This is a genomic window from Pantoea stewartii subsp. stewartii (assembly GCF_008801695.1).
GTDB lineage: Bacteria > Pseudomonadota > Gammaproteobacteria > Enterobacterales > Enterobacteriaceae > Pantoea > Pantoea stewartii.
On record NZ_VZPF01000003.1, the window covers coordinates 80,359 to 95,182 of the forward strand.

Annotated in this window: 11 protein-coding genes and 1 pseudogene; 1 reads left to right on the forward strand and 11 read right to left on the reverse strand. The window is 47.8% G+C overall.

Going from position 1 to position 14,824, the window contains the following annotated elements; translation table 11 throughout:
* Nucleotides 1–60 precede the first annotated feature (60 nt).
* The 11 genes and pseudogenes from F7Q90_RS01550 to F7Q90_RS01600 all read right to left on the reverse strand — a co-directional run bounded on the left by F7Q90_RS01550 (nucleotide 61) and on the right by F7Q90_RS01600 (nucleotide 13,253).
* Nucleotides 61–921 carry a ketose-bisphosphate aldolase gene (locus F7Q90_RS01550; RefSeq protein ID WP_006118185.1) on the reverse strand — a complete coding sequence of 287 codons (861 nt, stop codon included), beginning with the start codon at nucleotides 919–921 and terminating at the stop codon, nucleotides 61–63.
* Between the two features lie 86 nt (nucleotides 922–1,007).
* The gene (locus tag F7Q90_RS01555; RefSeq protein ID WP_006118184.1) at nucleotides 1,008–1,859 is read right to left on the reverse strand and encodes a class II fructose-bisphosphate aldolase; all 852 of its coding nucleotides are present in this window, start codon (nucleotides 1,857–1,859) and stop codon (nucleotides 1,008–1,010) included.
* Between the two features lie 9 nt (nucleotides 1,860–1,868).
* Nucleotides 1,869–2,960 carry a PTS fructose transporter subunit IIC gene (locus F7Q90_RS01560; RefSeq protein ID WP_006118183.1) on the reverse strand — a complete coding sequence of 364 codons (1,092 nt, stop codon included), beginning with the start codon at nucleotides 2,958–2,960 and terminating at the stop codon, nucleotides 1,869–1,871.
* An 11-nt stretch (nucleotides 2,961–2,971) separates the two neighbouring features.
* The gene (locus tag F7Q90_RS01565; protein ID WP_006118182.1) at nucleotides 2,972–3,286 is read right to left on the reverse strand and encodes a PTS fructose transporter subunit IIB; all 315 of its coding nucleotides are present in this window, start codon (nucleotides 3,284–3,286) and stop codon (nucleotides 2,972–2,974) included.
* Between the two features lie 20 nt (nucleotides 3,287–3,306).
* Complete coding sequence (locus F7Q90_RS01570) at nucleotides 3,307–3,777, reverse strand: PTS sugar transporter subunit IIA (RefSeq protein WP_006118181.1); 471 nt, start codon at nucleotides 3,775–3,777, stop codon at nucleotides 3,307–3,309.
* A gap of 18 nt (nucleotides 3,778–3,795) precedes the next feature.
* A pseudogene (locus F7Q90_RS01575) lies at nucleotides 3,796–4,500 on the reverse strand (BglG family transcription antiterminator); the annotation flags it as partial.
* A gap of 319 nt (nucleotides 4,501–4,819) precedes the next feature.
* The gene (locus tag F7Q90_RS01580; RefSeq protein ID WP_006120905.1) at nucleotides 4,820–8,506 is read right to left on the reverse strand and encodes an RHS repeat domain-containing protein; all 3,687 of its coding nucleotides are present in this window, start codon (nucleotides 8,504–8,506) and stop codon (nucleotides 4,820–4,822) included.
* A 278-nt stretch (nucleotides 8,507–8,784) separates the two neighbouring features.
* Nucleotides 8,785–12,177, reverse strand: coding sequence for a hypothetical protein (locus F7Q90_RS01585; RefSeq protein WP_151160773.1), 3,393 nt, complete (start codon nucleotides 12,175–12,177; stop codon nucleotides 8,785–8,787).
* A 46-nt stretch (nucleotides 12,178–12,223) separates the two neighbouring features.
* On the reverse strand, nucleotides 12,224–12,667 hold the full coding sequence (locus F7Q90_RS01590) for a lysozyme (protein ID WP_006120907.1): 444 nt from the start codon (nucleotides 12,665–12,667) through the stop codon (nucleotides 12,224–12,226).
* Nucleotides 12,664–12,936 carry a phage holin family protein gene (locus tag F7Q90_RS27785; protein WP_044242610.1) on the reverse strand — a complete coding sequence of 91 codons (273 nt, stop codon included), beginning with the start codon at nucleotides 12,934–12,936 and terminating at the stop codon, nucleotides 12,664–12,666. Before F7Q90_RS27785 ends, F7Q90_RS01590 begins: the two co-directional genes overlap by 4 nt.
* Nucleotides 12,933–13,253, reverse strand: a complete 321-nt coding sequence (locus tag F7Q90_RS01600) for a putative holin (protein WP_151160774.1) — start codon at nucleotides 13,251–13,253, stop codon at nucleotides 12,933–12,935. The genes F7Q90_RS27785 and F7Q90_RS01600 overlap by 4 nt, the downstream gene beginning before the upstream one ends.
* Before the next feature lie 966 nt (nucleotides 13,254–14,219).
* Between F7Q90_RS01600 and tnpA the strand changes: the two genes are divergently transcribed.
* The coding region (gene tnpA, locus F7Q90_RS01605; protein ID WP_151160775.1) for an IS66-like element accessory protein TnpA at nucleotides 14,220–14,824 on the forward strand (605 nt) is incomplete at its 3' end.

Consider the following 14,824-nt stretch of genomic DNA (forward strand, 5'->3'; position numbering starts at 1 on the left):
TCCTGTCAGATGGCTTTGAAACGCCACGGTTCGGTTGTCTGAATCAAAAAGCGAAGATGCTTAATACAACGACGCTTTACCCAGCCCACCAAACAAATTCATCTTGTAGCGAATGACCGCTTTTGCCGCCTCAATCGCTTCGGGATAAATTACGTTCGGATCCCACCAGGTTTCACGGGTTAACACTTCACGCACCTTCTGGAAATAGGCATATTTCATGTCGCTGGAGATGTTGATTTTACCCACGCCCAGCGTCACCGCCTCGGCCACTTCGGCATCGGGATTCGCCGAGCCGCCATGCAGCACCAGTGGAATGGAAACGCGCTGTGAAATGTCGCGCAGGATATGCATTTGCAATTCCGGTTTCATATCTTTGGGATAGATACCATGCGCGGTGCCGATGGCGACCGCTAAGGTATCCACGCCGGTTCGCTGCACAAAGTCTTCGGCCTGAGCCGGGTCGGTGTAGATCACTTTGCTCACGCCGCCTTCCACGGTCGTCCCGGTATCGCCAATCGTCCCCAGTTCGCCCTCAACCGACACGCCCACCGCATGGGCCAGCTTCACCACCTCTTTCGTCAGCGCCACGTTTTCTTCATAAGGCAGCAGGGAGCCGTCAATCATCACCGACGTGAAACCGCACTGAATAGCGCGCAGCACATGGGCCACCGATGCACCGTGATCCAGGTGCAGCGTAAACGGCACGCTGCTTTTCAGTGTGCGCTCCCGCACATAGCCAAAAAATGCATCGGTGACGAATTCCAGTTCACTGGGATGAATCGAGATAATGGCCGGGGTTTGAGTGGCTTCGGCTTCTTCCACGACCGCGCGGATAAAACAGCTGTCAGCGACATTGAAGGCGCCAATCGCAAAGCGATGTTGACGGGTGGGTCTTAACATCTCTTTCATAGAAATCAACATGTTAAATCTTCCTCGGCTTGTTTTATGACAAAGGGTTGCCCTGCGCTGACGTTCAGAGACGCGCACCGGGTTACAGCAGAAAGCCATCAGGCCTGACGGGCGGAGCCAGACCAGCTCAGATAGTCACTGACGACTTCACAACAGGCGGACTCCATCAGGGCGAGTAAGTCCGGCAGTTCGGTGGTGGGAGGGTGTTTAAGCGCCTGGTGCAGCGCCTGTTTACCGGCTTCAAATACCGCCGCGCCAACGTTAATCTTGGCGACGCCGTGCTGACTGACGCGCCGAATATCGTCCGCTGGCGTGCCACTGCCGCCGTGAAGCGCCAGTGGGCGCGATGAGGCCGCGTGCAGGTCTGCCAGACGCTGGAAATCGATTGTCGGCTGTACCCCAGCGGGATAAAGCCCATGCGCGGTGCCAACCGAAACCGCGAGCAGATCGATATGGGTCTGCTCAAGAAACGGCAGGACATCCGCCACCTGGGTCATTTTGACCGCCGCGTCGGCCAGCGCGTAGGTGGGCGCATCGGCGATATGGCCCAGTTCGCCTTCGACGCAAACCCCGGCGGTGTGGGCCATGTCGACCACGCGGGCCGTCTGACGAATGTTTTCGGCCAGCGGCTCCGCCGAAGCATCGATCATCAGCCCGGTAAAGCCTGCGCGAAAGGCCTGGCCAATCAGCGGAAAGGCCTTGCCATGATCGAGCGCCAGCGCGATTGGTACGCTGGCCTCCGCCGCCAGCGCCTGCACCAGCGGCACCGCGATGGCTGGCGGAAAATGACGGCTATGGCCTTGATACACATTCAGTATCAGGGGCGCACGCTGCGGCTCCGCCGCCTTAACCGCCGCCCGGGCACTTTCCAGGTTGAAGCAGTTGATGGCCAGAACGGCATATTTTTTCTGCGCAGCCTGGCTTATCAGGTCGTTCATTGCCGCGTACATACTCACTCCTTATTCCAGTGTGAATTTAATGTCGTCGTCGCGAACGGTGTGATCTTCCACGTCGTCAAACTCTTCGTCGGCTTCAGTGACGGGCTTTTTCAGCAGCGAAAGCATGACGCCACAGATCGTGGTGCCGATACCGAGCGCCAGGCAGAACAACCCGGGTTTGGTGAACAGCGGTACGACAAACATGCCGCCGTGAGGCACCGGCGCTTCCACGCCCCAGACCATGATCAGGCCACCAGCAACGGCTGAGGCAACCACACAACTCCCGACGACCCGGAACAGATCGCGTGCGGCAATGGGGATCACACCTTCGGTGATCATGCAGATCCCCATCAGGAAGGCCGCTTTCAGGGCTTCTTTTTCCGCGCGGGTGTACTTATGGCGCGTGAGCAGCCAGGAGAGCGTGATGCCAAAGGGCGGGATCATCGAACCGGCAAATTTGACCGCTTCCGGCCCGTAAATGCCGTCCACCAGCATGCCATCCGCAAACAGCGACATGGTTTTATTGACCGGCCCGCCGAAGTCAAAGGTCGCCATCGCCCCCAGAATCGCCCCCATGATGAACTTAGAGCCCCCCTGCATTGATTCCAGCAGGGCGATCAGCGCCTTTTGCAGCCAGACAATGGGCTGACCGATAAACGTCATCATGAGCAGCCCGGCAATGATGGTGCTCAGTACGGGCAAGACCATGATCGGCATCAGCCCCTGCATCGATTGTGGCAACCGGATACTGCGCCGCAGCAGAATCACCGTGTAACCCACCAGGAAGCCACCCAGGATGCCACCGATAAAGCCGGTGCCAATCTGTCCGCAGATAAACCCGACGATCAAACCCGGCGCGAAGCCCGGCCTGTCGGCAATCGAGTAAGCGATAGCCGCACTGATCAACGGGACGATTAAGCCCATGCCCCAGCCACCGATCTGGTTCAGCATCCAGGCGATCGTACCGGGATGTTTACCCACATCGGGCCCGCCAATCACCTGACCCAGCGCAATGCAGATCCCGGCGGCGACAATCAGCGGGATCATCCAGGAGATCCCGGTTAACAGATGGCCTTTGATCGCTTGCCCGTACTGGCTTTTGTTAGCGTTCATTGTGGATCTCCTCAGGCACGCGCCAGTGAATCCGCCACTTTTTCCAGAAACTTGATGGGCGACTTGATCACCACTTCGGTTTTCACCCGCACGATCGGTTTGCCACGAAAACGTTCCTCGCCGGTGATCTTCACGTCCACCGCCAGGATCACCACGTCGGCTGCCGCTATCGTTTCGGCATCCAGGGCGTTTTCTGTCCCGATGGTGCCCTGCGTTTCCACATGGATGGTGTGGCCAAGGGCGTGAGCGCCTTTGATCATTTTTTCACGCGCAATGTAGGTATGCGCGATGCCCGCCGTACAGGCGGCAACACAGACAATGTTCATGATTACCTCGGACTCCAGGGTTAACAGAGGTCGGTTTCGGCGTACTGACTAAACAGCCGAATAATTTCGCTGGGATCGTTTTCCACCAGCAGTTGCGCAATCACCTCATCATCGGCCAGCGCACTGGCCACCTGTGACAGCAGGCGAATATGGGTCGTGTTTTGATCTTCCAGCCGCACGGCAAACAGGATGATGCAGCGCACCTTGCTGCCATCCAGCGTCTCCCAGGGGATATCCAGCTGGCTGCGCCCGATGGCCAGCGTGGTTTGCTTAACGGCAGAGGACTTACCGTGAGGAATGGCGATATGATTCTCAAACCCGGTCGATCCCTCCGCCTCGCGTAGCCAGACATCGCGGATAAAGGCCTCTTTATCGCTAATGGCACCGTCACTGAACAGCAACTCCGTCAGTTCGATAATGGCCGCTTCTTTGCTGCTGGCCTGCAGATTGAGATTGACGCGGCATGGCGTGAGAATGCGAGAAATATCCATTAATCAGACCTCATTCAGTTAATGTTCTGCCAGTGCGCGCGTTGCGGCCTGTGGCAGTTGGCGACCAATCATGGCGTCCGTCACCCGGCGAATATCGTCGTCGTTAAAAAACGCAGTAACATACACGGTGGGCAAGGTGCTGATATCGAGATGAATGGTGGAGATGACCAGATCCACCGGCTCCTGCTGACAAAAGTCGTCCAGCGTGCTGGCCGAAATAACGCCCACGATAATCCAGTCCGGAAAGGCGCGCAGGATGCGACTTTTCAGCAAATGCGACGTGCCGACGCCGCTGGAACACACCAGCAAAATACGTTTATGGGCGATTTGCCGTTCAAGCGCGGCCTGAAAATGCACGCACAGATAACCGATCTCATCGTCATCGATTGGCCCATAATGAAACCGCTCGGCCGTTACCTGCATGGCGCGTTGGGTCAGCGTGAAAATATCCTGTAATTCCGCTTTTATGTCATCGAGTAAGGGATTGCGAATCGTAATATGATATTTAAGCCGGTTAAGTAGCGGCTTAATATGGAATAGCAAACCTTCAAATAATAAAGAATCGGTCGACAGACCCTTTTGGATGAATGCGGAAAAGCAATGAATTAATTCGAGCGTAATATTGCGCGATGCTGCATTTGAAAAAGGAGAGTGCGATAGCATGTGGCTGCCGCGTTCTTCGACTACAATGCCCGATGAAATAATATATTGATAAATAAATCCCGGCTTTGTTGAATAAATGGATTTTATGCTGTGGTACTATGAAAACGGTTGTTTCAGATAACATAAAATCAATGCATTACATGCTTGCGTATGACGGTGTTCTGTCTGGCATCAGCGTTTTCTACCAAAACAGTGCAGACAAAACAGAATGATTACCTATTATTCAACAAAGCCATAATTACGTTACACACTCTGCTGTTTTGATGGCATTCATTGCATAAGCGTCAATACGATTGGTATGTGACGCTTGTCGTTATGGTGGCATCAGTTAAAAATACCGAATACAGGCAACGGTTCCTTCTGACGACTGTCAGAACGTTCAGGAGGATGTAACGTCCACAACCAGCTCACTGCCACGGTAGTACAGATGACGCACACCGTTAGTGCCGGTATCCTGATCGACCAGGCGGTTACCCGCATCATAGTGGTAGTGACCGCCAGTCAGATTTTCGCCTGCAACAGAATTCAGCCGTCCAAGGCCGTCGTATGCCAGCACCCGTCCGGCTTCATCCTTAATCATCCGGCCATCTGCATCATATTCCAGCGGGATGTGTGGCGGATAACTGTCATGGCTGTGAGTCACTGATGTCAGTTGTGTCGGGTCATTTCTGTTTCCGTATACATAGGTCATGGTATCTGTGCTGTCATCTGCGAAGGTGGAAATTACTGCCGTCAGATTATTCAGGGCGTCATACTGATAAGTTACTTCTGATAATGGGTTTCCATAAGCGTCAGGGACAGGAGGTGTACCGGTAATGCCGTAGTGAACCAGCCGGTTTCGCGCGTCATATTCAAACATTTCATTACGATTAATGCTGTCAGCCGCCCCTGTTGCTGCCAGACTCTTGCTTTCGAGCAGGCCATTTAATGACCACGATGACGTCGTAACAAGAGATGTTCCGGCACTGTCCGTGACGGTCTGTTTGATTTCACGACCGAAATCATCATATTCCAGCTCGGTGATAAAACTGTCAGCTCCCCCTGTATTTTTCACCGTCTGTTTGTGCATACGCCCCAGTTCATCGTATTCAAAGGACGCCTGAAGCTCCCCGTCAATAAGGGCGGTTATACGACCATACTCATCCCGGCTGTAAACCATCTTACTTCCGGTAATATCCTGATAAGTAACCGCTGAGCCCGAAAGAGTGCTGGAGTGTGAGGCCACGTTTTGCCGGGTGCCCCGCATAAATGTTTCAGTTGCCAGAGAACCGGAATCGTTCCATAAATAATCATTGCCGATCTCCCCCTCCAGCTCCTGTAACAAACGTCCTGTTCTCTTGTCATAACTGAATGTCTGCGTCACATCGTCAGCCACCACGCTGCTAACCACATTGCCCAGCTCGGGGATATAGGTATATTGCAGTTGTTTACCTGACGGAAGCGTCACTAATGACGGCCCCGTGGATGCTCCTTCATAAACGTATGTGGTCGTCCTGCCTCCACTCACCTGTTTTGTCAGGCGACCAAGACTGTCAAATTCCTGAGTTCCCAGCAGCCAGGTCTGAGTATTGCCCCCCGCATCAGGACCCGTGACAGTGATACTGGCTACCTGCTCTCCTGCCAGATGAGGGGAATAGGTTCTGGTCACTACACTGCCATCTGGCAGAGTTTGTGTAAGAACGCGACCAAAGGCGTCATAGGTTCGTTCTGTGACATTACCTCGCTCATCTGTTTCTCTGCGCAGTTGCCCCCAGCCGTCCCAGCCATAAAGACGCGTACCCTGGGTATTATTAGAAGTATCTGTTAACGTATCCGTCAGAGCCAGATAGCTTGCTGTATCAAAAGACGTGGCAACGGAGCCTGTTATCGTCGTGGTATTGCCGGCATCGCCTTGCATATAGGTTGTTTGTTTCAATGCCAGCGGGTCCGACTCCTGAACGTGCCGGGTATTGTCACTGAAGCGTTGTGTCCGGACGCCACCCCAGTCATCATTGAGTACAGTCGTTTGCAAACTGTATGAGATACTCTTGCCTGAGTCTGGTAGCCAGTCGCTGCTTAAACCCGTTGACACCCGGCCCAGTAAATCAAAGGATTGTGAGTATATATCGTAGAATTTTTTCGTTACATCAGGATCGAATTGCTGCCGCCCGATTTCACGACCTGCGCTGTCAAATAAAATCCTCAGTTGATTGCCTGTGGTATCTGTCTGGGTGGTGACGGGACCGTTATCACCCATGGAATAATCCCAGCGAACAACATTCTCATACTCAGTATCAGGAGCGACAGTTTGTGAAACAATACGCCCCAGAAGATCGTATTCATGTTTTACTGTTACGCCAAGGGGATCTGTCTCGCTGAACAACAGGCCAGAAAATAATGACAGGGTACGACTGTGGGTGGATTCAAGGTTATCGTGGCCAGTAAAGGTGACCTTCTGAATCATACTCCCGTCACTGACGGAAGTGGCAAATGTCTGGCGTGTTGTGTATGAGTTTACGCCATCATATCTGATTCCCGTAATTTTAATAACGCGCCCAAAATCAGAGCTGAGGCTGTCGGAATTATATTCAGTCGTCTGCTCTGAAAGGAGAATATTACCGGAACTTAGCTTACGGGTATTTTGTACCACGCAGCGGGTATCACCTAACAAAGTATAAGAATACTCTGCAAATTCAGGGGTGGTGTCATCATCTTTACGAGGTTTGTGCGTTTTCTTTTTCAGAAAGCGAATAAATCCATTGGGTTCAGCCGGACAATTATCCCCATCCCCTTCTGCGGGATAATAATCATAATACGTCTCATACCCATCAGGACTTTTCTCATATACAGGATTTCCGTACTCATCAAAATCTGTCAGCGTGATTTCTGTCCGGCTCTTTTCACCATCAGGTTTTGAGCTGTCTGTAAAGGTTCGGGTCTGTTGTTTGGGGAACTGAAAGTTGGCTGGCTGATCATCAAAGGATTTCCCACTGATGGCATAGTACTCCGTCTTTGTTAAAACCTGGCAGGTCGTTCCCACTATAGCGCTCTGTTCACTGGTCTGTAAGTGATAATTGCTATATGTTCTTTTGACTCTGCTAAGAGGATTACCTTGCTTATCATGAGCCGTTTCAGTACTGGTGTACTCGTAATCTCCCAGAACGCCATACAGATAATCAGTATCATTATCCCAGGAATATTGATTACTTCCGCCATACCCGAGAAAATTTTTATCTGAAAACTCATAACTCAGGTGTCGGAGTAACTGTCCATCCTTACCTGATTGTTTATAACTGATAACGTAAGGAACCGTTTGGCCTGGGCCACCAGTAGGGAACCTGTGTCCGGTCGCCGAATAATTTACCAGCTCCTTAAGCCCTGTGGGCCCGCTCACCACAGTCAGGATTTTATTGGTGTACCCCAGCGCCCAAGACAATTCAGCAGAATCATGCTTGTTCATCACTGACGTCAGGAAATCATTCTGAAATTTAAGCAAAACACTGTGTTCCTCAGTACTGCCGGGCCAGATGCTAAAAGTCACCATGGCTGTGGTGTGCTTAATGTTCAGCAATGTGCGGGATTCATCACTGACTGAGGTAAGTCTTTTACCGTTACCATAAGTTTCCCACTTAAGCACTAACTTACGATTCGCGGGAGAGATAATTTCCTCTGCGACCTTCATGCTCCCGCCCTTTGAAGATGCAGTCAGACGCTCGGTGACACCATTTTTGTAGAAAATATAATAACCATCCTCTCGAATTTCAGCCCTGAAATTGACAGGTTTAGAGTGAATAATATTAAGAGCGTGGTTGGCTTCACTTACCTTATAACGTTCTCCACTGGAGAGCTGAAGTGTTCGGGTGCTTTTATCATAGCTGGAAACAGGGAGGTTAACACCAATACCATACCCGGTATTAGTTGTATTTAAAGGTGAGTAGCAGAGCACAACTGGCATTGATGGCCCCAGGCCGGCATTACCCGTGAGATGTGCAACAGAAAAGTTATAGTTGTACATTCCTGTGCGAGGATCAACGGCACCTGAAAATGCGCTAAGGAAATTGCCACTCTGAGAAGTAAAATCTGACATATTTTATACTCCATAGGCTTTGTTGAATAATAGGTAATCATTCTGTTTTGTCTGCACTGTTTTGGTAGAAAACGCTGATGCCAGACAGAACACCGTCATACGCAAGCATGTAATGCATTGATTTTATGTTATCTGAAACAACCGTTTTCATAGTACCACAGCATAAAATCCATTTATTCAACAAAGCCACTCCATAGTTAAAAACATATGTGAATGCAAAATTATTAAATAACCCTGCTCAGGGTAATTACCCTGAGCAGTCTGTATATGACAGAATATTAAATGATTGCAGGCGTCACATAATGCTCGTGGTCATCCCACCGTAAAGTTATGTTCCCGAAGTTACCATAACGATCTGTTACCGTGATTTTTACTGGATTTAGTGAGTTATCCCACCCTAGTGGATTGACTTCTGCATCAGGAATTTTAAAAATATACCCTGAAAATAGAATGCTGCTGCCACCTGATGAGGGGGTAGAAATATTACTTACCTCGAGGCGATACTTTTTATCACCATTGTGGAAATAGATAACACCCTCCAAATCATGAGTATCCTTCCCCTCAAACTGTTTCGCGTCGAAGTAAATCATTGCGCTTGATTTTAATGCGGGATCATCTGTACTTCCGCTACCAGCGTGATACCCCGCGACAGAACAACTTTTACGTAGTTTATCGTAGGGAAGGCAGGAAAAGCTCAACTCATTTTTTATATCCCCCCAACTCTGATTTTCGGTATTCACCGTTTCATTAATTACAGGATTATAATCCATAATTACCGTTTTAAAACCGGAACCATCTTGGTTGGCAGGGGCTATTTCAACAATGCTTTGATAACACTCACCAGTTGATTTACTAACATACGAATCACCAGTAATAACCGTAAAACTCAAATTATCCTTAATCTTTACTGGGGCATCACTGCCATATTTAATGTTCATTTTATCTGAATAGTTGATCGGTTGCAGCGTTTTGACGGTTACCTTACTGTCGAACCCATCGTCGATATCTTTTGCTGTTGAAACATACTTGTTTTCTGCGTCTGGGTTAACCAACTGGACTTTGACAGCAATATCTTTCGTAAGTGCCCCCTGGTTTGCTGTAACATATAACGATATGACATTAGTTCCCGACTGCAATACCGTTGGAGAAGTATTATAGTCGTTAATCTTATCTGTATATGCCCATACACCGGCATTTGATATTTCTTCTCCAGTAGAGTAATCAACGAGCGTGATATATGGAATAATATCTTGCGCCAGTACATTTACATGATCGCCGTCTTTATCTTGTGCATTGATATTAATTTGCATGGTAGCCTGGTTCAGGCCGTTACCGTAGATTTCAGTTCCTGCAGCGGATGACCCCACAGTGCTGATTGAAAGGGTGGTAAGTTCCTTTACACGACTCCACGGTGATACTGAAGGCTGCAGTTCAACAAGCGCATAACCTGCGACTGCATCAGGTTCATCCTGAGTTATTTTGATAAATACCAGTTGTGGCTGGGTAATCACATCAGGTGCGTGATAATCACACGACCAGATATGCATCTTATCTTCGGATGGCTGCTTCACAGGATCAGACAACGTGCCCAGCACCGGGTAATTTGTCCATTTCTCTGCATCAAAGTGTCTGTTTTGCGAACTGAAACTTGCGGTGCTTTTTTCTGTCACATTAAGTGTATATGCCGGTGTGACAGGGAAGCCCAATTCAATCTGCTCTCCCCACAGACAAATGATCGCACGGGACTGCTCCCCGGACGGTAAGCTTGCTACGGCGCTGATAACAATCGGCTCATCAGTATCGTATTGACCGGCTGGCGGTGTATAAACCCCATTTTTATCAATACTTCCGGCATCACTGACATCCGCGACAAGCGTCCATGTCACTTTCTTTTCAGCAGAACCAGCCAGGTAGGCTGTGAACTGTATCGGGCTCACCGCCTTTTCTTTTACGAGAATAAATGCAGGTTCCACATCTAGCGCAGAGACCAGCACCGTTGCAATGGCAATGCTTTTAAGGCCCCCACTGGTAGTTGCGGTAATGATAGCATTTTTAGTCTGGGTAATGTCTCCGGTAGCTGGAGCAGTATACAGCCCGTTAGAGTCAATGCTGCCCACTCCGTCTACCGACCAGACAAGCCCTTGTGGTGCAGAACCATCACTCAGGCTGGCGCTGAACTGTAATGTCTGTCCGCAGCCAATCACTGACTCATCCGGAGTAATGGTTAATGTTGTCAGTGACTGTGCAACCTCACCGTATAAAGCCAGGTCCCCGGGATTATAAACTTCGCTGAAAGACAGAATGTTATCTCCGGGGAACAGGACGTTACTGAGGTAGAAGGTCTTGATGCTGTCCAGAGAGAATAAACCGTTTTTATTCAGATTAGAGGTCGCTTCATTGGCGAAATCCTCTGTTGCAAGCGTACCGAAATCGTACCATGGCGCTTTAGAGTCTGCTTGCAACTTAAAATCGGCCTTGCCGTTAAAGATTACATTCCCTTTATCGTCCAGTGTCAGTTTTGCTAAAAATTGACCTGAACGGTAGAAAATATCATCTTGCGTCTGAAAAATTGGCTCATCTAAGGTGGAAGCCTCAAAAGTAAATGTATCAGTGAACGCTTCTTCCACGAATTGAGCTTTAATAGTTTGATTATCATCGCCCTTAACCATCTTTAGACCAGACATTGATAATCGAGCGGGTCTCTTATTTTGGTCTTTATCTGAACTCCACATAGCCAGAAGGCCACCCATTGTAGCAATACTTTTCTGAATAACATTTGTGGTCGGCACATAGCCATCAGTGAATTTGAGAGAATAGTTGCCGTCTGTTTCTGAGGTTTCCGATTTAAAGTCTGTAATCCGGCTCTTAAAGTTATCAGCCAGTAACGGACCATACAACAGCTTATCAGAAATCAGCAGTGTCGCGGATTTTCCTTCCGGAATAACCCAGGGCTGACTGTCGTTATCGGAAGGTAGAGTTCCTTTGCCACCATACTGTGTCTTGATAAATACCAGTACGGCACCATCAGCATTACTGGCAGATGCCAGTGCACTACTACCTGGGTATTTTTGTGTACGCACGACAAATTCATCAGGATAAAGTGTCTCCTGATTATCGTCATGCTTCAGTTCGCCAAGCGTATAGCTCATAGGGTTGCTGTTAAGGAAGTTTTGAAAAGCCAGGATAACGTCAGCAGGCAGATCGTTTAGCCCCTCAATTTTAAAAATCTGTGCCTCGGTAAAATCGATAGTAACCTTGCCATCCTCACTCACCTTACCGGAGCCGTATTTCAGTTCAATAGTGATATTAAGTCCATATTTACTGGCAGGCGTATATCTGTCCCACTGCACGACCTGACCGTCGCTGTCTGTGCGAATAAAACTTCCGTCAATGAACATCATTCGCACAGACACTTTGGAATCCTGAAGAGTGGAATTCTCAAAAGAAATCAGTGGAGGGCCGAGAACCAGGTTTTTGAAATGATAACCGGTAGCAGTGGAATCTGACTCATTATCAAAGGGATGGTAATGCTCACCAGCTCTGACCTTCTCAATATATTGCTGATGTAAAAGTGTGTTTACCCGGTCGCGATTGTAAGCAACCATTGCATCCCAACCATGGGTAGCAGATTGACCAGACAGCACTTTATTGATATCTTCAATACTACTCATAGTAGTAACCTCAATTTATTTAGATTGATTAATGTGGGGGAGGGTATTATGTCTTGTCCTTCATGTCTTTTATAAAAACTAACCTTTCAGCTTCCCTTCGTCGCACTAATCCTGGTATTTGCTTACCACCTGCATTAACCCATCTTGGCAATTCATTTGCGGCAGAGAGATAGTCTCCTGAATTCAGGTGTCTTAGTAATGTAGAGGATGATAAGTTCCCCTCTCCAAGATTAAAAACAAATGAAACCAATGCATCGAATTGATTTTGCGTTAATGAGACTTTAACGAGTCTGTTGACAACACCCTCAAAAAGTTGGATGTCTTTCGCTAAAAGATGCTCGGCTTCTTCTTGCGTTATGCAATCTCCTGGCTGAACTTTATGAGTGTGCCCGTACCCAATTGTCCAGACATTGGCTGAGCATTGATATGCTCGAATTCTGCAACCTTCAAAATCCTTTATTAACTGCAAGCCGTTTTTGCTTATTTTCATGTTTCAGCCCTATGATATAGAAAACTTTTCTTCAAAAAAATGAATGAACACAGCGAGATATTAATTACGGTTTCAGACCAATCCGCATAATAATACTCACCAGTTAAAACCCTTACCACTACCGTTGCTAAGGATAACATCATAAAGTAAAGAGAAAGCCTCAATCGCAGCCTTAAGAATTTTTTATCAAAGAGAAAAAGTTTTACCGCGGCGGCACCGCATACAATTACATTTACATTCATCAAAATCGTTTGCATAAAATCATTCATGCCCCCCCCCCCTTAAGATTATTTTTTTTATCTGAACCATTTTCCATTTTTGAAATGACATTCATAATTACTGTAACAATAAGGGAACTGCAAATGAATGCGCCGATCTCTCGACTTGGTGAGATCTCTGCTGGTAGGTAGGCATTTAAAATAGATGCTACATTTTCAGCACCTACAATACCCATTGAAAAAGAAACCATAAACACTATAAACTTTTTTAGACCATAAAAATTCTTTTGCGAAATGTTAAAAAGTAACGAACCCGATAGCGCGGCGATGACTTCAGGCCCGTAAAGATCTTTAATTATGTTTATCATCAGTCATGCTCCCTCTAATTTTCTCATGAAGCATCAGTAATGAGGTCAGCTAAAAAAACTGATTTAATGCGGTAGATATAGTCATCAGTTTCTCTTATTTAAGAGACATAACCTTTATTTGCATGCGCAAATTATAATCAATCCGCACAGTGGTGATGCAAAATAAAGGTTGGTCTTAATAAAGATTATACTCTAATTCAAAAAAGACCAATGGTTTGAATCGATCATTTCAACCTAATGTGATAGGCCAAACCTATCAGGACTACAATATCGATCGTCCATCACAATCATTACCCGGTAGCAATTACTTTCGGTTTTTTAGTTTAAATAACAAGTCACTCAACAAAAAGACTGAATATTATAAAAAAAATTAAAATCTCAGCAACATCATTAATAGATAGACCTGTATCTTCAAAGCCACACAGTAGAACATAACAGATATGAATCATACAACAACAAGGACATTACATCGTAAATAAGTAAATATTAGCATAAAATACCAATTGTGAGATTTTTTTAATTAAATAATTCATTTTGTTTCGAAATATTGATCGTATATGCCCATTATTTTTTTATGCCTATATCTTTTTATACTTCAGCATTTCTCAATTTTTTTTAATGTCATTCAACTATAATTTGGCTTTGTTGAATAATAGGTAATCATTCTGTTTTGTCTGCACTGTTTTGGTAGAAAACGCTGATGCCAGACAGAACACCGTCATACGCAAGCATGTAACGCATTGATTTTATGTTATCTGAAACAACCGTTTTCATAGTACCACAGCATAAAATCCATTTATTCAACAAAGCCCTATAATTTAGCTTTTCTTGGGTACAAATGGTCCTGACTTAGTTTTTTTTCATACAAAAGCCATGATAAATGTAAGCGTCACATTTAAACCGTCTGTGCAGCGGGCTCCGGTTCCGGGAAAATAGTGTCCATCATTTTTTAATGGACACTATCGCGTGAAACACCGGACATGGCTCCTTGAGGCGCTTCGCCTCCATTTTGATGAAAAGCTGCCGCGTATTGAGGCCGGGCGCAGGCTGGGTATCCCCAAAACCACGGCCTGCGATCTCTTTGTTCGCTTCAGGAAGGCCGGTCTCTCCTGGCCTTTGCCGCCACGAATCAACGCCAAAATTCTGGATAAGCGCCTTTACCAACAGGCATCCCGAAAATCGTCCGTTCTTCCCGTCGTCCCTGCTCCCTGTGAAATCCCTGTCGCCCGCAAACGACCACGACGCCCCAACTTCCCCCGCGACTTCAAAATCGCCATGGTGGAGCAGTCGATGCAGCCCGGCGTCAGCGTGGCACAGCTTGCCCGCGAAAATAACATTAACGATAATCTCCTGTTCAACTGGCGGCGACTTTATCAGCAGGGGCTGCTGGCTGCGCGGACAGATGCGCCGGTCATGTTGCCCGTGACGCTCGCTGCTGAATCAGGCCCCGGACAGCCTCATCCACCGTCCGTTCAGAGCGACGATGCCCCCTGCTGTGAGCTGGTTCTGCCCGCCGGCACGCTTCGTATCAGCGGAAAGCTGACGCCAGAGCTGCTTCAGATGCTTATCCG